A 24,865-nucleotide genomic window follows, 5' to 3' on the forward strand; every position below is an offset into this window, starting at 1 on the left:
CTTTTTCGTTGTAGAGCTTATTCAAGGTTTTTTATTTAAACGTAAAAAGACCGCATAGTGACAAACACTATACGGTCTTTATTACTTAACATCCTTGTTAATATAACGCCATATCTAATCCCGAGATATATCGCTACTTAGGCTTAAAGCGGCTTAAAGCCCTATCTTCCTTGATCAGCAGTCCATCCCTGACGCAATTCATAAACCATCTATCTTATAACACCAATCCCTAGTGTAAATAAACAGTATCAATAAACTGTGCAGTGACACTATAATCGCAAATTAGACGATGATAAGTAAGACGTCTAAGCGTCAACGCATGTAAGCATATGCTTACAGACTATAGATGAGCTTATAACTCCTCCGCAGGACTCGCAATCATAGTAGGCTCAGCGTCTAGCATGAGACGCGCTGCTTCAAAGATATACACTTCGTCTTCTGGCAGCTCTGGACGCTCGCTCTCCTTCATTTTACTACGCTCTTCAAACTTAGCATCCATCGCAGCTTGATAGGTGTTCCAGTTGGCATAAGGGCTAGAGCCTGTAGCGATTCGTCTTCTATTCTCAGCCTCTAAAGAGCGCTGCTCGATCAGCTTCATTTTGGCGCGGCGCTTATTGATATCTAAGGCGATAGGTTTTTTCTCGTCATCCATATCTCGAATGTCATTGAGCGTAGATAAGTAGACAAACTGCGGATTTTGTTCTTGACGAATTTTAGACTGCTGATTTAAGGTCTTGAGCATATCAGTGCTAAACTTGCCTTCAGGTTTATAAGCAGCGGTCTTGATAGTATCCCATGGCAGCGCATTCTTTTGCGCGCGCTCACCAAAGGTGGCATCATCGTAGATATTGACAAGCTCCACATCTGGCACTACGCCTTTATTCTGCGTACTACCGCCGGTAATGCGATAAAACTTACGCTGAGTCAAAGTTGCCGACCCTAACGCTAGACTGTCTAATTGAATCTGCGCTGAGCCCTTACCAGTCGTTGTGCTACCCACGACCAAACCGCGACCGTAATCTTGAATCGCTGCGGCAAAGATTTCACTAGCTGAGGCGGAAGCTAAGTTGGTAATCACGACTAGCTTGCCATCATAGAGCTGCTTGCCACCATCATCGTCGCGATAGACTTGAATATTACCACGGTTATCCTTGATCTGGACTAAAGGACCACTCTTGATAAATAAGCCAAGCATTTTGGCCACTTCGTCTAAAGAGCCGCCTGGATCATTACGTAAGTCAATCACTAAGCCGTCGATGTTTTGCTTATTAAGCTCCTTGATAGCATTTTCAGTATCTAAGCTGACGCTGCGGTAGTCCTCGCCATTGCGGCGCGCTCTATAGTTTAAATAAAAGCTCGGTATCTCTAGCACACCAATACGTTTTAAGGTGCTATCGCCATCCTCTGCGTCACTTGCGTGCGGTACCTCAACGATGCGATGGTTCACGCCCGACTCTTCTTGTTCGATGATATCGCGTACTACCGTAACCGTGCGAGCGCTGGCATCAGGGGCGTTTGGCTGACGCAGCTTTATGGTAACTGGTGTACCGCGCTTGCCGCGAATGAGGCTGACAATCTCACGAGTGGACCAACCGACCACATCAGTCATGGTCTTGCCGTCTTTAGCGATAGCGATAATCAAGTCGTTTGGCTTGATTTGTCCTGTCTTGGCAGCAGGACCGCCATCGACTAGTGTGACAATACGAGTATAGTTTGGGTTTTTGCGATCAGGGCGAATAGAGACACCGATACCTTCTAGTTGCAGGCTCGATTGAATTTGCATCTCATTGGCTTGAATTGGCGCATAGTAGTTGCTATGCGGATCATAAGTGAGCATCGCGGTATTTAAGATCGTCTCCATGATCTCATCATCTTTGAGACGCTCCATCTGCCCTTGCTGTCTGGATAAACGATTGAGTAAAATCTCATTTGGCGTGCGCTGATCATCACGAACCAGATCTTGACCCAAAGTGATATCAGGATCATCCAAAAAGACTTTTTCTTTGGCCTTTTCGCTCTCTTGACCCAAAGTAATACTCATCAGCTGAAACTTTAGCTGACGCGCCCAGTAATCGCGCTGCGCTTTTTTACTTGTGAAATGAGGCAGCTCTTCACGGTCGAGAATAATCGTCTCATCACTGGTCAAATCGATATCTGTTTTGAGCATTTTTTTTGCCATCTCAAAATACTCATTGGAGCGTTTGCGGTAGCGCTCAAAGACATCGACACCAGCAGATAGATCTCCGCGCTTGAGCCTGTTACCGAAGTCATCGGCATATTTTTTCTTAAACTCATCCACATCCGCTTGCAAAAATAGCGTATGGTTTGGGTCTAAGCTATCGATATACATATCTAAGATATCGCTACCCATCTGAGTATCGAGCGGCTGATTCAGATAGTGACTACGATCTAACAAAGCGGCTACTTGCCTAGTGGTAATTTTTTGCTCAGGGGTTTGTACAAAGCTTCCTGTATCCGTGTTTGCCACTGCGGTGCCGTAGCTTTGCGTCATGATAGCGCCGACCACGCCAATTGAAGCAATACTTAATAACCATTGTGCGGGTTGTTTTTTCATTATATCTACCTAGTTGTCTTAGAGAGTATCTGAAGAGCTGTATAGTGAAAGTATAAAGAGCAGTCCATTTTGTATCGATGCTTTATGATAATGGTGTTTTATGGCTATTTTGCATAGCACTTTTTCGATAGCCATCTATGAACAGCAATGCTAGCGAGTCGCCTATTACAATGACTGGCAGCTGACAGCCCAGCGACCACCACCATCAGTTTATTATTAAAAATCAATCAATATTATCACGATTTATTGACCTGCGCTGTCTCAATCTGTATGAGCAAACTTTCTGTTATATTTATACGCTTCTTCATAAGCATTGTAGTGACAATAACTGAGTGGTTAAATTATAACTGTAGAGTAATTACTGGCATAATGGTCTCACAGTTAACTTTTACACTTATCTATAGAGCTTCATATATCAAGTAGCCTATATCACTTCAACCTAAAGGCGTAGTCACTACATTCAGCATAAGCTTGAAAGGACTGAGCTTAGAATAATTGAGGATGATTGATATAGCGATGAACCCTATTTTGTAGAGCAAATTTGGAGAGCAAACCATGTATGGCGTAATAATGACGGATGTTGGCGGCAGCACCTTAACGGCTGATGATGTCAGCTTGATTGAACAAGCTCAGGTAGGCGGGATTATTTTGTTTGCTCGTAATGTCGTCGATGCGGCGCAAGTACGGCAGCTATGTGATGATATTCGCTATTATAATCCTGATATCTTAATCGGTGTTGATCAAGAAGGTGGCCGAGTCGCACGGCTGCGTGATGGCTTTACACCGCTGCCCGCAATGGGAAGGCTGGGCGAATTATTTGATCAAAACCCTAGCGAAGCGCTCAGCTGTGCCTATGATTGTGGCTACTTGATGGCTGCTGAAGTGCTAGCCGTCGGTATCGATTTGAGCTTTGCCCCGGTGTTAGATACCAATAGCGTGAGTGAGGTTATTGGAGATCGCAGCTTTCATAAAGACCCACAAGTGATCACGGCTTTAGCGACTCAGTTTATGCGCGGGATGCGCGCAGCCGGTATGGCAACGACTGGTAAGCACTTCCCAGGTCACGGCGGAGTTGCGCCGGATTCACATGTTGCTGAAGCTATCGATACGCGCGCGCTCGATGAGATTATGGGTCATGATATGCAGCCTTTTGCCCAGACGCTACCTTGGCTCGATGCGTTGATGCCAGCACATGTGATCTTCTCGCAGGTGGATAATAAACCTGCAGGGTTTTCTAAAGTTTGGTTAAAAGACATCATTCGCGATCAGCTGCAGTTCGATGGCGTGTTATTCTCCGATGATTTATCGATGGCAGGCGCGCAGGCTGCAGGTGATGTCAGCGACCGAGTACACGCCGCGATCCATGCTGGCTGCGATATTGCTTTGGTCTGTAATGACCGAGTAGCCGCGCACGAAGCGGCAGAAGCGGCCCAAGACTTGCCCTACCCTGACCAGCAGCGTATTAAAACAATGCGTGGCCAAATTCCGGAATGGCGCGGCGACCTCACTTCTACTTGTCAGCAGTTTGAGCATTGGCAACAAGCTCGGCACCGTGTTATACAGACCTTTTTTAATATGCAGACAGCAAACTCAAATGGTAATCAGGTGCAAAATAGCCATACTTTAGACCACTCCGATGACCTAAGCGATCTAAAAGATCCTACTGATTATAAATAACCTTGTGGCTGAGTGCCTAATAGACCGTCCGTTCTACATAAAAAGAACCGCTCCTAATTAAAGGGGCGGTTCTTTTATTATTATCAAAATAAGACGTATCTATTAATTCGTTGGATCTAAATCAATTCCCTGACTTGGATCATCACTATCAGGTAAGATATCATCATTATTATTATCTAATGGATTTAGATCTGGATCCGCCAGTGTGCCATCAGCATCTAACATACGATCATCACCATCTACTGTGACATCATCATTATTAGCATCTAATGGGTTCAAGTCTGGATCCATATTAGCATCCATCTCTTGAGTATCACCTACTGTTACTGCGTTATTATCTGCAGCCATACTCTCATCATAAACACTAAATTCGATACGGCGGTTACGGAAACGACCTTGTTCAGTAGCATTAGTTGCTACCGGATCCGTCTCACCCATACCTTTGGTTGAAAGCTTACTTGCATCGACGCCTTTAGAGACTAAGTACTCTCTTACAGCATTGGCACGCTCTTGCGATAACTCCATATTATAAGCGTTAGAGGCGAGTTTATCTGTATGTCCGATGATCATCAGCTCCACATCTGGGGTGTTTGTAATCAATTGAGCAGCGCGGTCAAGATAAGGTTTATTAACATCCGGAATGATTGCTTTATCAAGCTCAAAGTTAATAACTTGCAAGCTTAAAGCGCGAGCGACATCTCTTGGATCTGGGTTTTCACTTAGATTATTCATCGCAGTATCAGTAGCGACTAAGCTACCATCAATCTCGCCTTGCAGATCTAGCGGACCTTCGGCGCTCACTGTCATACCAGGCGCAGCAGCTTGCAGATCATTCACTAACTGGTCAAGTACCCCTTCATCTGCGGCGTTCACGATAATCTCTTCACCTTTGATGACCATATTGGCATCTGGTACGCTTTGGAAAATAGGCAATATCGAAGACAATTGCGCAGCGGCTGGCATATCAGCGGCAAAGCTATCATCAACATCAGCGCGGCACTTGTCAGCCTCAGCGCCAAAGGTATTAGATAGCGCATTCATAACATTCGTCTGTAGCGCTTCGTCACCTACATTCATGCGGCAAGCATATAGAGTGTTTGCTTCACCAGTAGATAACGTTAGTGAAGCTGGCTCAATATCAGCCTCGCCTTGCAGATCTAGCGGACCTTCGGCGCTCACTGTCATACCAGGCGCAGCAGCTTGCAGATCATTCACTAACTGGTCAAGTACCCCTTCATCTGCGGCGTTCACGATAATCTCTTCACCTTTGATGACCATATTGGCATCTGGTACGCTTTGGAAAATAGGCAATATCGAAGACAATTGCGCAGCGGCTGGCATATCAGCGGCAAAGCTATCATCAACATCAGCGCGGCACTTGTCAGCCTCAGCGCCAAAGGTATTAGATAGCGCATTCATAACATTCGTCTGTAGCGCTTCGTCACCTACATTCATGCGGCAAGCATATAGAGTGTTTGCTTCACCAGTAGATAACGTTAGTGAAGCTGGCTCAATATCAGCGGCTACAACGGTTTGCTCATCAGTTGCCACCTCTTCAGTCGCCACTGGCGTCGCTACTGGAGCTGGGTCTTCTTGACACCCTCTGAGTAGCGCCCAAGCTAGAGCACCTAGAATAATCAAACCTATGATAGGCAGTAGCGCTTTCATAAAGCTACCGCTCTTTTTTTCTTCACGAACCAATGGCGCAGTACTTGTGGTATTAGAGATACGCTCACCGGCCGGCGCACTAGCGACCATACCTGCCGGAACGACACCTGCCGCCCACGCTGGAATATGATGCTGATAATTTGACAAATTATCATTCAAAAACTGTGGTACAGGCGTATTACCAGCTAAGCTTTTGATTTCATGAAAAGCGAGCGGTGCCGCCATAGCGATTAGGCCACGAGACGCTGTTGCGTCAACGTTATGCTGACTTGCAAGCTCACGAGAGATTTGGTCACGGTGACTACCATCCGTCCATACTCTATCGTAAAAGCCTTGATCGTCTTGAGCGATGTTTTCATTAGCAAAACGCCCATAAGTGTCTTTATCCGCTAGACGCGCGGCAAAGATGGCGTAAAACTGCTCTAATAAGTTTCTCTTCGCAGGGTTGTTGTCATCCCCAAGTACTGCAGGAGTAACCGTGCGGGTTAAATGACTGATAATATCCATAAGAAGCTCTCTCCAATTATTATGATCTCATTTATAAAAATTATATGATTTGACTTATCTTTAATGAGCTAATCTCTATTAAGCCAACTGTCCTTAAAATTTATCGTATTACTGTTTTTCACATCGTTGATGTTTTAATCTTAGACATTCTTAATCTTAGTAGTTCGATTAACGATATAGAACATGACGATATGGCTATTTATTTTTACTAAAGACAGTATAGAAGTAGGCGCCTAAATATCACAATAAATGCGCTGTTGTACAAATGATACATTAAGTAATGTTTCAAGTATGAAGCGTAACTTTGGTGACTATTTGGACAGAATATTTTACATTGTAACGATTAAAATAAGCCTCAATATCAGTTAGAACCAATATCTGTCTCAACTCGAGACTCATTATCTAAGCGCTCAGCGACGATAATGCTGTTAGCCAGGTCGTCCACTTCTGCTGCAGACATGCCATCTATCGCTTGAGTATTGGCTATAGGTCTGGGTGGCAAGTTATTATTTTGATTAGAATGAATACCCGTATAAGTACTATTGCTTGCGTTCTTGTTCGTGTTGCTGCTGACAGTGTTATTGATATTGTTCGCGTCACCAGGGATAAGGTTAGTATTATCATTACTTGAGCTATTACTGTCATTGACTACAGATGGAATATTGTAGCTATCATTGTCCTGCGTTTCGTTTTGCCACTCAGCATTATTCGCGAATAATGTCCCTTCCTCGCCTGCTGTTACTGGGTTCTCTACCGCGTTAAAGCCGGTATTAGTCGTGATGTTAGCCTTCGGTGCTAAAGCGCGCATATCGGTGAGCAGACGCTGTGATAAGCGATTATCAGGCGACTCTATGGTGATGATGTCGTTTTGTAGCTGTAATCGCGCAAATGGCGCCGACTTTAGCAAGGTAAAAAGACTCGGTAGCAGCTCTATATCAACGGCAGTCAGGCTATCTGCGACACTTGGTTGTTGCTGTAATTCACAAATACTCGCTTGCTCGCCAAAGCTTCTCACTAGCGCTTGACTCAGCGCTTCTTGTAGCGCCGCACTGCCAGCGACACCCTTACAAGTATACAGCTGACCACTATTATCAACAGCAATCAGTAGCTCGGCTGGCATCAATGGCGCAGCGACGGGTTCAGTGACTGTCTCATTAACTGTATCAGTAACTGCCGCGTCCGGCTCTACGCTTATTGACTCATCTGTACTGGCTGAGCTGATATAATTTGGCTGAATTACCAACACCCATATGAGTGCCAAAGCTGCTATCGCAGCGACTAATAACAGCAAACGCCATAATAAATCACGTCTGTTATTACGCTTATGAGTCTGCCTAAATTGACTGACGCTATGACTATGAGCGCTGTTATCAATCGCTATAGACGGTGGTACGCTGCTTGCCTCACTAGGGTCTTCTGTAGCCGTTGCAGCTATTGTAGATGCAGGCTTGCTAGATTCTATCGTTGTAGTAGCGACTTTATCAGAGTTTGACTCACTACTAACGCTGTCAGAGTCTGAGCTCCATCCTAAATTAGAATCCAAAATCGAATCAGAGCCACTATCTGCCCTCTCCTCTAGCAATACTGACTCTGCCCAAACTGGCAAATAATGACGAATCTCTACCTGCCGCTGCTGCAAAAACGCCGGTAAATACTGACCATCAGCTAATATTTTGAGCTCATGGTAAGACAAAACGCTCGCGCTTGTGATCAGTGCTATCGTGGTACTCTCATCAAGGTGATGTGTTGCAGCTAATTGGTCGATAATACGCTTGCGCTGGTCTGGGTCTTGCCATAGCTCATGGAATAAAGAGCTCGCTGCTGTATCGGCTGTCGATAACTCAGTGGTTGTTAAGGCTACTGGAGTTGGCAGCTCAGCCGCTTGTAGCAGCTGGGTATAAACCTGCGGTTGAGCCAGACGCGCAATCAGTAGTGCATAAAACTGCTCTAATAAGCTGATATGAGCAATGTTTTGCTCTGCTCCTAATAAGGGCAAACTGACACTTTGCTCAAGCTGTTCGATAATAGTCATAAAGTCATCTTTACTAAGGTTAAAAAAGAGTGATAGAAGTTTAATTTAGGAACCACTAGGTATCGTTACTAGGTAACATTACTAGGTCATCACAATACTATTATTATGTGCCGCGCCTATAAAACATAATTTGTATAGCTATGTAAATTCATCTGACAGGTAATTGTGATTTATCGTCAAAGACCTTAAGATGAAGTATATATAAGCGATAGCTAGTACGAACATGAAAAGATAAAAAACTTTAAGAAAACGTTACTGCGCTTTTATAGTCAATGAAGAGTTTTTTATATGGTGACGACTATATACTTTGTGATATAACTTGTGCTGCTCAGTATGAACAAGCAGATGCCTGTCATTACTATTCAATCATTATTAAAGCATAATTTTTGGCCTCTATTCGTTTTTTGCTGAGCCATTTTGGTATTGATTTTAGTGTCATCTATTTGCCACTTATTTATATTTTTATCCATCAGGCGTTGCCTAAGGATTGTCTTTTGCTAAATCATACCACTCTTATTATCATCGTTACGGTCATTGTCAGCTTGTTAGCTTGGCAAAATAAAGCCCTATTTAATCGGCTTATTTTTTATCCGCCAGCGATCACTGATGGTCAATGGGGCCGTTTCGTCACTCATGGTTTCATCCATGCAGATAGCATGCATTTGCTGTTTAACATGTTTACCTTGTACTTTTTTGGGCGTGCCATTGAGGGCTTATATCAACCTTTTTTAGGCGGCTTTGGGTTTATCGCTTTTTATATCTTGGCTATCATAGTGGCGATGATACCAAGCTACCTGAAGAATAAGAACAGCGCTAGTTATTTGAGCTTAGGAGCTTCGGGCGGGGTGTCAGCGGTGCTGTTTGCCTATATTTTATTAGCGCCATGGGATATGATTTATTTGTTTGCCATCGTCCCTATCCCTGCTATTTTGTTTGCTGTGGCTTATGTGGCGTATAGCATTTATGCCAACAAGCGCGGCGGCTCTAATATCAATCACATGGCACATATGTGGGGCGGCGCTTTTGGGGTGATTGCGACTATTATCTTAGAGCCGCGGATACTACTTCACTTTATAAACGCTCTTCTCTCGCCTGGGTTTTAGAGTGGATTACTTTTACACACTTTATAGTAGTAGACGCTTTTAGTTGAGTCTTATACAGATTAGATAAGTTAGATTAGCCGTTATGATTATAGATATTATTGGTGATATTCATGGTTATGCAGATAAACTTGCTGGGTTATTGACTCAGTTGGGTTATGTGCATAATGGTGAGTATTATGTACCACCTGCCAACCACCGCGCCTTATTTATTGGTGATTTGATTGACCGTGGCTCGCAGCAACTACGGACGCTCGAGATCGTCTTTGCGATGCTCGATGCTGATGTTGCTGACGCTGTCATGGGTAATCATGAATACAATGCACTGGCTTATGCAACGCTTGATCCTTATAACGAGGCTCAGTATTTGCGCTCGCATACTGAGCTGCATACTCGCCAGCATGAGGCATTTTTGGCAGAAGCGCCGTTTGACTCTGCCAGCCACCACTATTGGCTTGAGCGCCTCTATGAGATTCCGCTTTGGCTTGAGACTGACTACGCCTGTTTTGTCCATGCTTGCTGGGATGTTGATAGTATGGCGATACTCAAACCCTTGCTGACCGCTGATAATTGCCTAACAAAAAATGCGTTGGTCATGACCTCGCAGCAGCCTAGTGTACATTTTGACGCCCTAGAGCGGGTGTTAAAAGGGGTAGAGACGCCGCTACCCGAGGGTTTAGTCATGGTTGATAAAGAGGGCACTGAGCGCTCACGAGTGCGCGTACGTTGGTGGCTTGATGAGCTGAATAAAAAAACCCTTCATGAAGTAGCACGGGCACCCCAATCAGGCTTGGCGCAAATCCCAAAAGATGCGCTAGCTGAAAATATCGACTTCGCCCTCAAGACCGATAAGCCTGTATTTGTGGGTCACTACTGGCTAACCGGTGAGCCGCAGCTGCTGAGCCCGCAGGTAGTCTGTATCGATTATTCAGCGGCAGTCGATAGTGGCTACTTGACGTGCTATCAGCTCGATACTGAGCAGCCATTGCCGCTAGATAATGCTAATTTTGTGCAATACCGTCATGAGTAGATGATTTATAGTTCATTACTAAGTCTACTAGCGTTAATAAAGCCGAAAACCTTATCATTTACATCTATCAGCTTATTATAAAAACTTGTCTTTACGGCAGTAGGGAAACTTTTGTATGATGGGCTTTTTGAGGATATTGCATCATGAGCACACCACCTGTCGAACAACCAAGCCCTATTGCCTCCCCAGCTGGTCAGCCAAAAGTCGGTATCATTATGGGCTCGCAGTCTGATTGGGCCACTATGAGCGCGGCCGCGCAGCTATTAGCGGATTTCGATATTGCCTTTGCTTGTGAAGTGGTCTCCGCTCATCGTACGCCAGATAGGTTATTTGACTACGCTAAAAGTGCCAAAGACCAAGGCTTACAGGTGATCATTGCAGGCGCAGGCGGCGCAGCGCATCTGCCTGGTATGTGCGCTAGTCAAACCTCCCTACCCGTATTGGGCGTACCGGTGAAGTCCTCTATGCTTAGCGGCTGGGATAGTCTGCTCTCTATCGTACAAATGCCAAAGGGTGTCGCTGTCGGCACTTTAGCCATTGGTACCGCGGGCGCTTATAACGCTGCGTTATTAGCTATTCAAATACTAGCGCTACATGATGAAGCAATCGCTAATAAATTACATGAGCTTAGAGAGCAGCAAACACAGACTATCTTAGCTAGCCCAACGCCTGGTATCATTAATAGCTGATAGTTAGTGTACAAAGCAGCTAAATGATTAGAAAATCGCTTTTTCAGTCGTTTCACTTGATATTTATTATCAGATGCGTTTAACTAAACCTAAGGTGCCTATAACGATAGCGCACCTTTTCTTATTTTTACTCTGATCCAAATCGCTTATTTTAAATCCCTAGAAAACCCAACTCACTGTACCCATTGCTAAATAAAAGAGCCTGTTATGACCACCGCTAATGCCTATCCTACTTCTCAAACTATTCGTACCATCGGTATCTTAGGTGGTGGCCAGCTGGGCATGATGCTCGCTGAAGCTGCTCTGCCGCTTGGCTATCAGTGTGTGTTTTTGGAGGACAATGCTGCTTGTCCAGCCAGCCTTTACGGTACGGTTTATCATAGCGAACAGCTAGAGGACTTTATCGCCGCCGCTGACGTCTTTACTCTCGAGTTTGAGAACACACCGGCACAAACCGTACAGAAGCTCGCCAATCTAGCAAAATCAGGCAAAAACAAAGGCATGTTCCCGCCTCCTATCGCTCTAGATGTCGCGCAAGATCGCCTAAAAGAAAAGCAGATGTTCAATGAGCTAGATATCGCCACAGTGCCGTTTAGGGCCGTACATTCATTAGCCGAGCTGCAGCAAGCTTGCCAAGACTTAGGGCTGCCTATCGTTTTGAAGACCAGCCGCGGCGGCTATGATGGCAAAGGTCAATATGTCATCAAAGAAGACAGCGACATTAAAGCAGCTTGGCAAGCGCTCAAAGACGCGGTATCGGGTAAAGGTAGTCTCACCCCTACTCCTGCACCGCTGATCGCTGAAGGCTTTATCAACTTTAGCCGCGAGGTGTCGATCATTGCAGCGCGTGGACAAGCAGGAGAGGTGCGCTGTTATGAGCTGGTAGAAAACCATCATCATCACGGTATACTCGCCAAGACTCGAGCGCCAGCTGTCGGCACAAGCCACTTATTTCCTAAGGCAAAAGCGGCGATGACTACGCTGATGAATCATCTCGACTATGTCGGCGTCATGGCGCTTGAGCTTTTCGTCAGTAAAGACGCGCAAGGTCACGACTATCTGCTAGCCAATGAGATCGCGCCGCGCGTGCACAACTCTGGACACTGGAGCATTGAGGGGGCGATTACTAGTCAATTTGAGAATCATATCCGTGCAGTCGTAGGTTTGCCATTGGGCGATACTGACAATATCCATCCAGCGATTATGGTCAATGTTTTAGGACAATACCCTGATATCAAGGACGCGCTCGCTATCGATGGCGCGCACTATCACAGCTATCATAAAGAAGAGCGTGAAGATCGTAAAATCGCTCATATTACCTTGATGCCAAACGACGTGGCTGATCTAGACCCTGCTTTAGCTAAGCTTGTCACAGTATTGCCAAACAAAGTCGGATTAGATAAAACCACCGAACTAGCCGCTAACACTAAAGACGCAAACTCTGAGGCTAGCGCTATAAGTAAGGATAAGACGCAAACCACTTCAGCAGCTAGCGAAACCGCTGCTACTAATAGCAGTCCTACAGTTAAAGAAACCAATCACAAGGTCAAAAAATAATGCAGATCTGGGTGGATGCTGATGCGGTGCCAATCGTTGCCAAAGACTTGATTATCAAGACCGCTGAGCGCACGCAAACCATGGCGATATTTGTCGCCAACCAACCCATTAAGCTGCGTAAATCACCGCTGCTTTTAATGACGGTCGTGCCGCATGGTTTTGATAAAGCCGATGACTATATCGTTGAGCAGATTCAGGCAGGTGATTTGGCTATCACTAGCGACATTCCTTTAGCGAATGACATACTCGAGAAAGGCGGAATGGTTTTGACCCCGCGCGGGATGATTTATGATAAAAACAACATCAAGCAAAAGCTCAATATGCGCGACTTTATGGATACCATGCGCGGTACGGGAATGTTAGAGCTACAAGAGATGAGTGGTCAAAAACCTTATGGCGAGCGCGACAAAAAAGCTTTTGCCGACGGTCTGAATCGTTTGGTACGCTAAAGCTCCAAGCAAGTTTTTACATGACTTGCTTGTTTTGCAAAGCGTATACACTCTGCTACCAAACACTATGTAATAGGCACTTGCGCTCACTCAAGATACTATCTATTTTTGTTATGCTAGTTTTAATTTCTTAAAATATTTAAACAAAGTAAACACTTAAACAAGATTCAAAATTTAAAATTTTAAGAAAATTAATCAATAAAAATAGGATAGTATATGAAAATTTTAGTAATAGGCGCTAGTGGCCGTGTTGGTAGTGACTTAGTCAAACAACTGCTAGCCGAGAATCATCAAGTCATCGGTACCACTCGTCAAGAAGAGCAGCTGTTCTCTGATGATAATTACACTCAGCTAGATTTAGATATTATGGCTGACAAAGATAGCATCCAGCAGCAGCTAGAGGATGATATAGAAGCGGTATACTTCGTGGCAGGTTCCGGCGGCAAAGAGATATTAGAAGTGGATCTGCATGGTGCGGTAAAGACAATGCAAGCGGTGCAAGACAAAGGTATTAAGCGCTATATCATGCTCAGCACTGTGTTTTCTTTAGACACCAGCAAGTGGGATAACGAAGGCATTAAAGATCTAAAAGGCTATTATATCGGTAAGCACTACGCCGATCAGTGGTTGGTCAATGATAGTAGCCTTGATTATACTATCGTGCAGGCAGGTGCGCTAAAAGAGCGAGCTGGCACAGGCAAAATCGCTATCGACAAAGATGAAGCCGGTGAAAATGCTATCGAAGATGTCGCAGCGACTTTGGTTGCGGTATTAAATGCCGATAATACTAGCAAAAAGGTCTTTAACATTCAAAATGGCGAGACCGCTATCAAAGAAGCGATTGCCAGTGTATAAACGCTAGCGTTTGTCTAAAACAAGAGCAATTTGATAAAGAAGGATAAGTTATTGAACTTATCCTTTTCTTATTTACGCCAAACCACTTGGCAACGCGATCACCTCTGAGAGCTTGTCAGCGCCAGTGAGCACCATAAGCAGTCTATCTACTCCTAACGCTATGCCGCTACACGGCGGCAAATCATCGCAAGCTGCTAGTAAGTACTCATCTATCGGCATCTGCGCCAAACCATGCGCTACGCGCTGCCTATTATCCGCCTCAAAACGCTCCCTCAAAGCTTGCCCATCTGCTAGCTCATCATAAGCATTCGCAATCTCAATACCGTCTATATAAAGCTCAAAGCGTTTGGCAATCAGGTTACCTTCTTTATCGAGACAGGTTTTGGCTAGCGCCGCTGTAGCGGGCGGATAATCGATAATCAGTGTGGGCAAATCATGACCGAGCTTAGGCTCCACGAGATGACTAAACAACAGATCAAGCCAGCCTTGCCGCATCTCTTCGCTATCTACCGCAAGTGGCTCTGGCGGCGCGATATCTATATTCGCCAGTCCCTTATCTTCTGCTACCGCTTTTAGCGCCTCAAGGCTAGCGCTTAGCGGATGAATACCGACATGATCCATAAACGCATCAATGTAACGGTAATGGTTCATAATAACCGGATAGCCATACAGCGCTTCTAGCAGCTTGCCCAACTCTTCAGCTAAATCGTTCAAGCTATAGTGCGGCTGATACCACTCTAGCATCGTAAACTCGATATTGTGCCGCGAGCCGATTTCGTTGTCCCGAAATACCGAGCAAATCTGATAAATCGCCACTTGCCAGCTGGCAAGTAAACGCTTCATCGCAAATTCAGGAGAAGTATGCAAATAAAAGGGTCGCGGTTTATCTTGATAAGTGACCCGAGCAGCAACCGACTGCAAAAAAGTATCGGTGTTTGCCGCTTGTGAGAGGAGCGGTGTCTGTACTTCTAACACTTGGCGCTGAGCAAAAAACTGACGAGTCGCCACTAGCATCTGCCCACGCCTACGCGCCATCTCTAAGGTCATGGTTGGGGCGTAAGCGGGCTTATCAGTGCGCCTATCATCTGACATAGTGATACTCATTATTGTTTACTACTAATCGGCTATTTTCAATGCTCATTGAATGTTAACTGGTTACTATTTTATGGCGACTTTACTTGGGCTATGACTGCCATTCACGGCGCAGATGATAGTCGCGCCTGAGCTGGTCAAAGTCATGGCCATTTACTTGCCCATCCTTAACTGTCGCGCGCAGCTGCTCATCGTCTTGTTTGATATCGTAGAATCTATTTAGTTTATCAGGATTGGCTTTTAGCTCTGACCACAGATATAGGTTATCTGGCAGCAAATTGTGCATAGACTGAGAAGGTGTAATTTTGAGCTCATCGCATAGCGCATCGTAGATCATTTGCGTACCGCGTAGTTTACCTTCTAGGCTATAGCCAGCGATGTGCGGTGTGGCGATAGCAAGCTTGCCGAGTAATGACTCAGCCACCTGCGGCTCATGCTCGAATACATCGAGCACCACTTGCCGATGGCTACGCTCGATATCCGCTGCTAACGCTGTCGCTTCAACTACCGGTCCACGGGCACTATTGATAAGTAACGTATCGGTAGGCATCTTCTGCAAAGCTGCCATATCGATCATATGGTAGGTGGGATAGTCGCTAGTCTTTTTATCCGTTAAAGGCACATGCAAGCTGACAACATTGCTTTGTAGCACTTGCTCAAAGCTTGCATTATTGAACTTCGACGGCGGCAATAAAGGGTCATAGCCGAGCACTTGCCAGCCTAAGTCAGTAGCGTATTGCGCCAATGTGTTGCCGATATTACCTAAACCGATAATCCCTAAGGTTATGCTCTTAGACCAGTACTCTGGCCGCAAAGTCAAAATCGCGGTGAGCACATATTGGGCCACTGAATGCTTGCTAGAGCCTGCTGCATTCGCAAAATGAATATTACGCGCGCTCAGATAGGCCTGATCAACATGATCAGTGCCGATAGTAGCCGAACCGATAAATGTCACGCTACGATTATCCGCTAATAGCGACTCATTGATAGGCGTGACAGAGCGGATTAACAGCACGTCGGGCTGATGGGTAGCGAGCAATTGCGCGTCAATCTCACGCCCTGCTACGCGAATGATGTTGACCGTTTGCTGAGTGTTTTTGCCAAGCGTCTGCGCATTAAAAAACTCATCAAGGCTTGCGATGTTGCTATCGGCAATGATAGTCAAAGTAGCCGTTTTATCAGCTTTAGCATTAGACATCGTTAGGCTTCTTTTAAGATAGGGAGTATAAGTTTACCGCGCGTTTTAGCTTTTGCTATCCGGCTTATCTATTAGCGCGACAACGCCATCACCTGACAGTACCACATCTTGCGAGGCAAAGATCTCATTTTTATGATTAGAAATCCACTCTCGCCATACAGCCAAACCGATAGCTAGCACGACTGGGCCAATAAATAGACCAACAAAACCAAAAGCAGTCAAGCCGCCTAATACGCCAATAAAAATAATAATAAAAGGAATCTTAGTCGCGCCGCTAATAACAATCGGCCGAATCAAATTATCGACCCAGCTGATGACCAGTATGCCCCACAGCGCTAGCCCAATACCCTCTGTCGTGTGACCTTGGCTTAACAGCCAAATCGACACCGCTCCCCACGCAAATGGTGTACCAAAAGGAATCAAAGCTACGATAAAGGTGATAATCGTTAATAAGATAGGGCTCGGAGAATTAGAGAAGTAATAACCAATACCGGCGAGCAAAGCCTGCGCCAATGCCGTCAAGCCAATGCCATAGACTACTGCCTGTGTCGTGGTACCGACAGAGTCGATATAGCCATCGATACGGTTACCGATGATATTACGCAGCGCCTGTCTGATTTGGCGCATCAAGCTATTACCATCGCGGTAGAAGAAAAACAGCGTCATCAGTGCCATACCAAGCTTCGCTAAACTACTGAACACAACATCAAATGCCACTTTACCATAGTACAAATGCGACTGTATCCAAGTTCGAAACGCTTCAAGCGCGCCTTCAGGGTTTTTATTGATACTCCAAAGAATGTCTTTAATCTGCTGACCAATCACCGGCAAGTCTTTGATCGCATCTGGCACATCTAGATAGCCCGCCTTCACGCGGTAGATGATATTACTATACAAGCTCAGCGCTTCTTGCTGCAAGATAAACACCCCAACCAGCAAAGGCACGCCTATGATTAAGCTGATGCTAACCGTCATAATGCCGGCGCTAACGCCTGAGCTAAACTTCGCCTTTTCATTAAAAAACTTATAAATAGGAAAAGTGACGTAAGCTAAAATGGCCGCCCATAGCGCAGGTATGATAAAAAACTGTATCACCTGAAAGCACAGAATGAACAATACCACTAACAGCGTTATCGCCAGCAAGCGCTGAATAATAAACTCTTTTGTCCAGTTTTCAATCATAGCTATCAACCAAGAAGGCACCATAAAAACCGCGAGATTTTTATCGTAAAATGTATAAATATAACGATATGACACTGCTAAAAAGTATAGCGCTCATAAAGACAGACTTAATAAGGTATGTTTGCTGTTTCGCACGCCAGTACTGCCAGTACTTATTTATAAACCCGCTAGCGCTATCTTAGCCAAAGTGCTACCTGACGATACTACAAATAGGATAACTATTAAGAAGTAGCCAATAGCTTTTTAATGAAGGATTTTTACTTATTAAAAGCTTAAGCCTTTTATTCATAATGTGTAAGAGCACAAGCCTAATCGTCGATAGCTATTATGCAATAAGCCTCTACAGAACAGTAATAGTATGTTGTAATTTTTACTTACAATTTTATGCCTGAGGTTGCTTAAAACTAAAGAGGAGCTGTATTTTTGATAAAGGATAATACCTCTAAAACAAGCGCAACTAGCCGATAAATCTAACCCAACCTGTAATTCTTATCATGAACACTAGTCAGTCATCTACTAGGCTAAATGACCGCAGCATTCTCTTAGGCCTGGTAATTGATGTTATACTAAAGGCATTGTGCTCGTTTTTTAACTGCTCTCAGACGATCCCTCGATAAGATGGCTTTTAAAGAGTAGCGCTAGGGTTATTCTGCTTTTGCATCTAGTATTTTAGATGTCAAAAGCTTAATTATAATGATTTTAGCTTAGCAGTTTTGCTGGCAAATAACAGCCCTAACCCTGAGTGCAACCCAAAAAAAATAACAATGCATTTTTTATTTTGCTCGACTTATAACCATTCACTATTCAGATAATATATCTATAGGAAAATAACAATGTCAAAAGACAACAACTCAAATTCTGCTGACAAAGGCGGAGTTAATGATGCCCAAGCGAATGCTGACACGGGTGTCAATAATGCTGCCGGCAATGTCACTTTTGCGTTGGCGCAATCGCATTTTTTAGTCGGCGATATCAATACCAATACCGATAAAATGCGCAAACTGGCCATCGAAGCTCGAGAACAAGGCGCTGATGTCATTATCTTTCCGGAGCTGGCCTTGCTTGGCTATCCGCCGCAAGATCTATTACTGCGCCCTAGCCTTTCAGGGCGAGTCAAAAGCGCACTATCGGCGCTCAGTGATATCGAAAACATTGTGATGATTGTCGGCTATCCTCATGTCGATCATCATGGTACTTTTAACTCAGCAGCTATCTTACATAATGGTCATCAAAAGGGCTTTTATCACAAGCAAATCCTGCCAAACTACGGCGTTTTTGATGAGCGCCGTTACTTTGATAAAGGCCGTAATCAGGTTTTATTCGACTACAAAGGTCTCACTATTGGTCTGCTCATCTGTGAAGACTTATGGGAAAAAGCGCCTATCAGCGATCTCAAAAAACAAGGCGCTGATTTGGTCATTAGCCTTAACGCCTCGCCTTTCGAGCTTGATAAACAAGACAACCGTAAGGCCATGCTAGCCAAACGCAGCAGCGAGCAGCAGTTGCCCATTTTATATGTCAATGCTGTCGGTGGCCAAGACGACTTAGTCTTTGATGGCGGCTCGATGGTGGTGCAAGCAGACGGCACTATCGCTCACGAAGCGCCAAGATTTATGGAGCAGCTATTATTGGCCAGCCTAGATGTCAGCACTGCAAAATTTGACACTCAGCAAAAAGCGCCCTTGAGCCTAAGCCGTGAGTCTGAGATGTATCAAGCCTTAGTCGTTGGTCTACGCGACTATGTCAATCACTCAGGATTTACTGGGGTAATTATTGGCTTATCAGGCGGTATCGACTCAGCACTGACCTTATGCATCGCCGTTGATGCGCTAGGTGCGGACAAAGCCTATGCGGTGATGATGCCTTATGAGTACACCTCAAAGATCAGCTTGGAGGACGCGCAAGCACAAGCGCGCCGCTTAAACGTCTCTTATACCGTCTGCCCGATCTTCGATGCTGTTGAAGGCATTCGCCATACGCTAGCGCCTTTATTTAACAAATCACCGGCCGATACGACCGAAGAGAATATCCAAGCGCGCGCTCGCGGCGTTATCTTGATGGCACTGTCCAATAAGTTTGGGCATTTGGTCATTACTACCGGTAATAAGTCGGAGCTGGCGGTCGGCTACTCAACTTTATACGGTGATATGGCAGGCGGCTTTGATGTGCTAAAAGACGTGTACAAATCACAAGTTTATGACTTAGCCAGTTACCGCAACCGCTTGGAGGACACGCCTGTTATTCCTGAGCGCGTCATTACGCGTCCGCCATCGGCTGAGCTGCGCCCTGATCAAAAAGACCAAGACAGCTTGCCTGACTACGATACCTTAGATGCTATCTTGACCCTTTATATTGATGAAGACATGGGCTATCAAGAAATTATCGATAAAGGCTTTGAGGCACAGCTTGTCGCCAAGACGATCAAGATGGTAGATAATAGCGAGTACAAGCGGCTACAAGCGCCAATCGGTACTAAGGTCAGTCACAAAGCCTTTGGCCGTGAACGCCGTTATCCACTGGTTAATAAATGGTCTATTAAAGGCTAAGCCCGCTTGTTAAAACAGTCGTCTCACTTTTATCATTAGCTGGGTGCTTGCCCAGCTTTTTTAGTTTTTATAAATAAGTTTTTTGGTTTATTCCCTACTTATCTATCATTTTATATCCGAGTACGTCATGAGCGTGCTAACACGAAACCATCAGCGGCTTTATGATGTATATGCTGCGTAAAATCCCAAAAAAGACCGATACGATTGAATATACCAATTATCGCTTTGAGATTTTGGCGACACAGCATCTAAAAATCAATCAGTTGCTGGTCACTAAGTTGGATGACGATACTCAGTAATAATGTTAAAACAACGCTAAAATAATGCTTGATGACGTTACTCAATAACAATAACGGTACTTCACCGTAGAGACTCTAATCACGCGCGCCAAAAATAGCGCTGCCAACGCGTACCATCGTTGAACCCTCTGCTATCGCCTCGGTCATATCAGCGCTCATACCCATGCTAAGGGTGTCCCATGAGCTCAGCTCTGGATGAGCCTGTCGCACCTCATCAAACAGCTGCTTGGTGCGAGCAAAAGCATCGGTATCCGCTTTGGCAGGGATAATCATCAGGCCGCGCAATTGTAAGCGCTCATACCCCTTAACAGTCGCTATCAGCTCTGGTAGCTGCTCAGGCGTACATCCAGACTTACTCTCCTCGTCATCGATATTGAGCTGAATTAAGACGTTAAGGGCTGTCATATTATCAGGGCGCTGATCATTTAAGCGCTTGGCAATAATGTCACGCTCAAGCGTTTGTACCCAATCAAAATGCTCAGCGATATCACGGGTCTTATTACGCTGAATACTGCCAATGTAATGCCAAACGATATCTTCTGCCTCCGCCTCTGCTCGCAGTTGAGTGATTTTCTCCAGCGCTTCTTGTAGATAGTTCTCACCAAAGTCGCGCTGCCCTCTCTGCGCTAGAGCTTTTATCCTCTCTACAGGTTTGGTCTTTGAAACAGCTAGCAGCTTGACATCATCTATATGGCGAGAGCTTTGCTTGCACGCCTCTGCCACTTCTGCGTTGACTTGTTGCCAGTTATTTATCAATTCATCAGTTGCCCGATTATCAGTATTCATAAGTCACTCAGGTGTTGTAAACATTTTAAAGGTGTCTTTCGCATCTTATAGTAAACTCAATTTAAAAGTGTTATAGCGCTACTGAAGTGAATTTTCCGCAGCCTCTGTGATAGCAGCACGCAAAAAAAATTTATACCAGTAGCGCATTTGAATTGATGACAGTTTTATTTTTAATAGACTATAGACCAAGATAAGCTAAATATATCAAATTAGGGCGTGTTGAACATTCAAATATTAGGACTGCTGATAGATAAAATCGCACCAAACTAGGCGTAAACCGACGATAATGTCGAGGCCTTAGCTAGGTTTACAACACCGTTTGGGGTGATTTTAGCATCAGCCCTTCGGGGCGGGGCTCTTTTTTGCCAATACATGGCGAAATTATCTATCCTAGAATGACTAGGCTTCGAAAATTTCACTGCGTATTGCCTGAAAAATAGCCGCCGCCAGTGCCACATTTGAATGTTCAACACGCCCTAATCTATTTTTGCATTTTATTCATATAGCAGATGGTTATATAAGCCTAGTCTTGTTATGATATTGTTACACGAATTAACGTAAGCGTATGAGTCGCTTATCTTAATTGTACTGGTTATACAAAACTGATTGCCAAGAACTGATCAATAGGAAAGCCCTATCATGACTGAAAAAAGCGCTATAAGTATCGAAGACTTATTGCAGTTCACCATCAAGCACAAAGCCTCTGATTTACATATCTCAGCAGGAATGCCAGCGATGATTCGAGTCGATGGCGAGATGACACGCATCAATATGCCGGCGATGAGTCATCAAGTCGTGCATCAGCTCATTTATGACATCATGAATGATAAGCAGCGCGCTGACTTTGAAGAATTTTTTGAGACGGATTTTTCTTTTGCTATACCCAATTTAGCACGCTTTCGGGTTAACGCTTTTAATCAAGACCGCGGCGCAGGAGCCGTATTTCGGACGATTCCCTCGACTGTTTTGACTCTAGAAGATTTAGGCATGGGGGATATATTCAAAAAAGTCTCAGACTTTAAGCGCGGTATTGTCTTGGTCACCGGTCCGACAGGCTCTGGTAAATCAACGACCTTAGCTGCGATGATCGATTATATCAACGAGACTCGTAAAGAGCATATCTTGACTATCGAAGATCCTATCGAATTTGTGCATCAGTCTAAAAAAAGCTTAATCAATCAGCGCGAAGTGCACCGCGATACCTTAGGTTTCGAGCCAGCACTACGCTCCGCCTTACGTGAAGATCCCGACGTGATATTGGTCGGTGAGCTACGTGACCTTGAGACTATTCGGCTGGCACTTACCGCGGCTGAAACCGGTCATTTAGTGTTTGGCACTTTGCATACCAGCTCAGCGGCGAAGACTATTGACCGGGTCATTGACGTTTTCCCAGCTGCTGAAAAAGACATGATTCGCGCTATGCTATCAGAGTCTCTACAAGCAGTCATCTCACAAACCTTGCTACGTCGTCAGACTGGCGGCCGTATTGCGGCCCACGAGATTATGCTTGGGACCCCTGCTATTCGTAACCTGATTCGCGAAAATAAAATCGCCCAGATGTACTCGTCGATTCAGACCAGTGCTGGCGACGGTATGATTACTCTTGATCAAACTCTAAAGAATTTAGTCAGCCGAGGTACGATATCGCGAGAGGTAGCGCGCCCTTATGCCAAGCAGCCTGAGACTTTTTTATAGCGCATACAGCCGTCACAGTATCTTGCGAGACTAGGCAGTAACTGGCTAATGAGTAACAGAGATTGCGAAAGGATTTATATAGCTTTTTAACTTAGAGATTTTTAATTTTATTATTATAGTTTGGGAAAACCATGGACTTCGAAAAACTGCTGCAACTCATGATTGCAAAAAACGGTTCCGATCTGTTTATTACCGCTGATGTCGCCCCTTCTATGAAGGTCAATGGCCAGATTTTTCCGATTGGTAAAACACCGCTCAATGGCGAGCAAACCATGAAGCTAGTCAAAAGCGTCATGACGGGCAGTCAGCAACAAGAGTTTGAAAGCACCAACGAGTGTCAATTTGCCATTACCGATGAAGCACAGCAAGCGCGCTTTCGGGTCAGTGCTTTTGTGCAGCGCGATATGGCGGGCATGGTTCTGCGTAAGATTGAAAGCAAGATTCCAACCGTTGAAGAGCTGGGTCTCCCCGCTTCTTTAAAAGAATTGGCAATGGAAAAACGCGGTATTATCTTATTAGTAGGCGCTACCGGTACTGGTAAATCTACCACTTTAGCGGCGATGATAGGCCACCGTAATAAAAACTCGCACGGCCATATCATCACCGTTGAAGACCCTATTGAGTTCGTGCATGAGCATCAAGGGTGTATCATCACTCAGCGTGAAGTGGGTATCGATACGCACTCGTTTGAAGCAGGGCTAAAAAACACTCTGCGCCAAGCGCCAGATGTTATTTTGATCGGTGAGATTCGTAACCCAACAGTGATGAGCTACGCCATTCAATATGCCGAGACAGGACATTTGGTGTTTGCCACTTTACATGCCAATAACGCCAACCAAGCCATCGATCGTATCATTCACTTTTTTGAAAGCGAGCGCCATACGCAGACCTTTATGGATCTATCGCTTAACCTAAAAGGTATTGTCGCGCAGCAGCTCATTCCTACTGTCGATGGTGAAGGTCGTCGCGCAGCGATTGAAATACTGCTAAACTCGCAATTAGTCAGTGATTATATTCGTAAGGGTGAGATTCATGAGATAAAAAATGTCATGACTCGCTCACGTGATAGCGGGATGCAGACCTTTGATCAGGCGCTATTCGACTTATACGAAAATGGAGAGATAGAGTACCAAGAAGCGATTAAACACGCCGACTCCCCGAATGATTTGCGCCTACAGATTAAGCTCAATAGCAAAAAGAATAAACGCAGCTTCACCGACAACAGTGAGAGCTTGTCTTTAAATAACAGCTAGTTTTATTTAAAGCACACAAAAAAGCAGCTTACCTTTTTAAGATAAGCCACTAAAAGGAGATGCTGCTTTTTTGCTGCATGGATATCAGCTATCTAGCGTTGTCTTGGCATGCTTGATTATTACAAATGCCGTACAGCACTAAAGAGTGGCCTGATAACTTAAAGCCGTGCTCTTTCGCTACTTTGAGCTGCTCTTCTTCGATGACCTCGTTATGAAACTCAACGATTTTGCCGCAGATATCACACACCAGATGATCATGATGCTTCTCTTGGGTGATCTCAAACACTGATAAGTTATTTTCAAAATTATGGCGCTCGACAATGCCAGCTTGCTCAAACTGAGTTAGCACTCGGTATACGGTCGCTAGACCAACGTCTTCTCCTTGCTCAATCAGCGCTTTATAGACCTCTTCTGCGCTCATATGATGACGTTCTGCCTGCTCAAGCAGCTCTAATATTTTCACACGCGGTAAGGTTACTTTTAACCCCGCTTTACGTAATTCTTGATTGGTAATCGTCATAATATCCCTTCTGACTGTTAAGTCTTAACAAATAAGAATAAAGAAATCATTATTAAAAGTAGTTAGCCTTATACTGATGATTTAAAGCCGAAATAATGTAGTTATCAGTCGCTAGCATTACCTAGCAACCTTAACGCAAGCTCATGAATTTACAC

Annotated in this window: 19 protein-coding genes; 11 read left to right on the forward strand and 8 right to left on the reverse strand. The window is 44.8% G+C overall.

Translation table 11 applies throughout. The features are described from left to right. Positions 1-352 precede the first annotated feature (352 nt). Positions 353-2,575, reverse strand: coding sequence for a carboxy terminal-processing peptidase (locus tag JMY03_RS01680; RefSeq protein WP_201600435.1), 2,223 nt, complete (start codon positions 2,573-2,575; stop codon positions 353-355). Positions 2,576-3,130: 555 nt separating this feature from the next. Here JMY03_RS01680 and nagZ point away from each other — a divergent pair. Beyond that, complete coding sequence (gene nagZ / locus JMY03_RS01685; RefSeq protein WP_201600438.1) at positions 3,131-4,252, forward strand: beta-N-acetylhexosaminidase; 1,122 nt, start codon at positions 3,131-3,133, stop codon at positions 4,250-4,252. Between the two features lie 102 nt (positions 4,253-4,354). Here the strand turns inward: nagZ and JMY03_RS01690 are convergent, their stop codons facing one another. Further along, positions 4,355-6,427 (reverse strand): OmpA family protein, encoded by a 2,073-nt coding sequence (locus JMY03_RS01690; RefSeq protein ID WP_201600440.1) that lies wholly within the window; start codon positions 6,425-6,427, stop codon positions 4,355-4,357. Positions 6,428-6,788: 361 nt separating this feature from the next. Continuing rightward, on the reverse strand, positions 6,789-8,459 hold the full coding sequence (locus JMY03_RS01695; protein ID WP_201600442.1) for a hypothetical protein: 1,671 nt from the start codon (positions 8,457-8,459) through the stop codon (positions 6,789-6,791). A gap of 494 nt (positions 8,460-8,953) precedes the next feature. Here JMY03_RS01695 and JMY03_RS01700 point away from each other — a divergent pair, with 494 nt between their 5' ends. The 6 genes from JMY03_RS01700 to JMY03_RS01725 all read left to right on the forward strand — a co-directional run bounded on the left by JMY03_RS01700 (position 8,954) and on the right by JMY03_RS01725 (position 14,139). Further along, entirely contained in the window at positions 8,954-9,562 is a 609-nt protein-coding gene (locus JMY03_RS01700) for a rhomboid family intramembrane serine protease (protein ID WP_201600444.1), read from the forward strand. An 82-nt stretch (positions 9,563-9,644) separates the two neighbouring features. Then, positions 9,645-10,589, forward strand: coding sequence for a metallophosphoesterase (locus JMY03_RS01705; protein ID WP_201600446.1), 945 nt, complete (start codon positions 9,645-9,647; stop codon positions 10,587-10,589). 143 nt (positions 10,590-10,732) lie between these two features. Further along, entirely contained in the window at positions 10,733-11,278 is a 546-nt protein-coding gene (gene purE / locus JMY03_RS01710) for a 5-(carboxyamino)imidazole ribonucleotide mutase (RefSeq protein ID WP_201600448.1), read from the forward strand. A gap of 207 nt (positions 11,279-11,485) precedes the next feature. Further along, positions 11,486-12,835: a 5-(carboxyamino)imidazole ribonucleotide synthase gene (locus JMY03_RS01715; RefSeq protein WP_201600450.1), complete on the forward strand. Its 1,350-nt coding sequence runs from the start codon at positions 11,486-11,488 to the stop codon at positions 12,833-12,835. Continuing rightward, the gene (locus JMY03_RS01720) at positions 12,835-13,284 is read left to right on the forward strand and encodes a YaiI/YqxD family protein (RefSeq protein ID WP_201600453.1); all 450 of its coding nucleotides are present in this window, start codon (positions 12,835-12,837) and stop codon (positions 13,282-13,284) included. The genes JMY03_RS01715 and JMY03_RS01720 overlap by 1 nt, the downstream gene beginning before the upstream one ends. Positions 13,285-13,500: 216 nt before the next feature. After that, on the forward strand, positions 13,501-14,139 hold the full coding sequence (locus tag JMY03_RS01725) for an NAD(P)H-binding protein (RefSeq protein WP_201600456.1): 639 nt from the start codon (positions 13,501-13,503) through the stop codon (positions 14,137-14,139). A gap of 72 nt (positions 14,140-14,211) precedes the next feature. Here the strand turns inward: JMY03_RS01725 and epmA are convergent, their stop codons facing one another. From epmA to JMY03_RS01740, 3 genes are all read right to left on the reverse strand, one after another. Then, a complete protein-coding gene (epmA, locus tag JMY03_RS01730; protein WP_227675447.1) occupies positions 14,212-15,231 on the reverse strand; it encodes an EF-P lysine aminoacylase EpmA in 1,020 nt (339 codons plus the stop codon). Between the two features lie 91 nt (positions 15,232-15,322). Beyond that, the gene (locus JMY03_RS01735; protein WP_201600463.1) at positions 15,323-16,429 is read right to left on the reverse strand and encodes a 4-phosphoerythronate dehydrogenase; all 1,107 of its coding nucleotides are present in this window, start codon (positions 16,427-16,429) and stop codon (positions 15,323-15,325) included. A 45-nt stretch (positions 16,430-16,474) separates the two neighbouring features. Further along, on the reverse strand, positions 16,475-17,611 hold the full coding sequence (locus JMY03_RS01740; RefSeq protein ID WP_201600466.1) for an AI-2E family transporter: 1,137 nt from the start codon (positions 17,609-17,611) through the stop codon (positions 16,475-16,477). Between the two features lie 833 nt (positions 17,612-18,444). Here JMY03_RS01740 and JMY03_RS01745 point away from each other — a divergent pair. Both JMY03_RS01745 and JMY03_RS01750 read left to right on the forward strand, forming a co-directional pair. Then, the gene (locus JMY03_RS01745) at positions 18,445-20,157 is read left to right on the forward strand and encodes an NAD+ synthase (RefSeq protein WP_201600469.1); all 1,713 of its coding nucleotides are present in this window, start codon (positions 18,445-18,447) and stop codon (positions 20,155-20,157) included. A gap of 149 nt (positions 20,158-20,306) precedes the next feature. Then, entirely contained in the window at positions 20,307-20,456 is a 150-nt protein-coding gene (locus JMY03_RS01750) for a transporter associated domain-containing protein (protein ID WP_265089609.1), read from the forward strand. Positions 20,457-20,531: 75 nt separating this feature from the next. Here JMY03_RS01750 and JMY03_RS01755 read toward each other — a convergent pair whose 3' ends face one another. Continuing rightward, complete coding sequence (locus JMY03_RS01755) at positions 20,532-21,242, reverse strand: YggS family pyridoxal phosphate-dependent enzyme (RefSeq protein WP_201600473.1); 711 nt, start codon at positions 21,240-21,242, stop codon at positions 20,532-20,534. 657 nt (positions 21,243-21,899) lie between these two features. Between JMY03_RS01755 and JMY03_RS01760 the strand changes: the two genes are divergently transcribed. Both JMY03_RS01760 and JMY03_RS01765 read left to right on the forward strand, forming a co-directional pair. Further along, a complete protein-coding gene (locus JMY03_RS01760; protein WP_201602059.1) occupies positions 21,900-22,937 on the forward strand; it encodes a type IV pilus twitching motility protein PilT in 1,038 nt (345 codons plus the stop codon). A 131-nt stretch (positions 22,938-23,068) separates the two neighbouring features. Continuing rightward, a complete protein-coding gene (locus JMY03_RS01765; RefSeq protein WP_201600476.1) occupies positions 23,069-24,190 on the forward strand; it encodes a PilT/PilU family type 4a pilus ATPase in 1,122 nt (373 codons plus the stop codon). Between the two features lie 88 nt (positions 24,191-24,278). On the opposite strand, the gene fur is transcribed toward JMY03_RS01765, so the two are convergent. Next, entirely contained in the window at positions 24,279-24,710 is a 432-nt protein-coding gene (gene fur / locus JMY03_RS01770; protein WP_201600479.1) for a ferric iron uptake transcriptional regulator, read from the reverse strand. Positions 24,711-24,865 lie beyond the last annotated feature (155 nt).

This window comes from Psychrobacter submarinus (genome assembly GCF_904846685.1).
In the GTDB taxonomy this organism is placed as follows: domain Bacteria; phylum Pseudomonadota; class Gammaproteobacteria; order Pseudomonadales; family Moraxellaceae; genus Psychrobacter; species Psychrobacter submarinus.

What these genes read in the sequence shown, in the direction of transcription:
- JMY03_RS01680 (WP_201600435.1), bottom strand. Translation starts at nt 2,575, where the DNA reads ATGAAAAAACAACCCGCACAATGGTTATTAAGTATTGCTTCAATTGGC.
- nagZ (WP_201600438.1), top strand. Translation starts at nt 3,131, where the DNA reads ATGTATGGCGTAATAATGACGGATGTTGGCGGCAGCACCTTAACGGCT.
- JMY03_RS01690 (WP_201600440.1), bottom strand. Translation starts at nt 6,427, where the DNA reads ATGGATATTATCAGTCATTTAACCCGCACGGTTACTCCTGCAGTACTT.
- JMY03_RS01695 (WP_201600442.1), bottom strand. Translation starts at nt 8,459, where the DNA reads ATGACTATTATCGAACAGCTTGAGCAAAGTGTCAGTTTGCCCTTATTA.
- JMY03_RS01705 (WP_201600446.1), top strand. Translation starts at nt 9,645, where the DNA reads ATGATTATAGATATTATTGGTGATATTCATGGTTATGCAGATAAACTT.
- purE (WP_201600448.1), top strand. Translation starts at nt 10,733, where the DNA reads ATGAGCACACCACCTGTCGAACAACCAAGCCCTATTGCCTCCCCAGCT.
- JMY03_RS01715 (WP_201600450.1), top strand. Translation starts at nt 11,486, where the DNA reads ATGACCACCGCTAATGCCTATCCTACTTCTCAAACTATTCGTACCATC.
- JMY03_RS01720 (WP_201600453.1), top strand. Translation starts at nt 12,835, where the DNA reads ATGCAGATCTGGGTGGATGCTGATGCGGTGCCAATCGTTGCCAAAGAC.
- JMY03_RS01725 (WP_201600456.1), top strand. Translation starts at nt 13,501, where the DNA reads ATGAAAATTTTAGTAATAGGCGCTAGTGGCCGTGTTGGTAGTGACTTA.
- epmA (WP_227675447.1), bottom strand. Translation starts at nt 15,231, where the DNA reads ATGTCAGATGATAGGCGCACTGATAAGCCCGCTTACGCCCCAACCATG.
- JMY03_RS01735 (WP_201600463.1), bottom strand. Translation starts at nt 16,429, where the DNA reads ATGTCTAATGCTAAAGCTGATAAAACGGCTACTTTGACTATCATTGCC.
- JMY03_RS01740 (WP_201600466.1), bottom strand. Translation starts at nt 17,611, where the DNA reads ATGATTGAAAACTGGACAAAAGAGTTTATTATTCAGCGCTTGCTGGCG.
- JMY03_RS01745 (WP_201600469.1), top strand. Translation starts at nt 18,445, where the DNA reads ATGTCAAAAGACAACAACTCAAATTCTGCTGACAAAGGCGGAGTTAAT.
- JMY03_RS01755 (WP_201600473.1), bottom strand. Translation starts at nt 21,242, where the DNA reads ATGAATACTGATAATCGGGCAACTGATGAATTGATAAATAACTGGCAA.
- JMY03_RS01765 (WP_201600476.1), top strand. Translation starts at nt 23,069, where the DNA reads ATGGACTTCGAAAAACTGCTGCAACTCATGATTGCAAAAAACGGTTCC.
- fur (WP_201600479.1), bottom strand. Translation starts at nt 24,710, where the DNA reads ATGACGATTACCAATCAAGAATTACGTAAAGCGGGGTTAAAAGTAACC.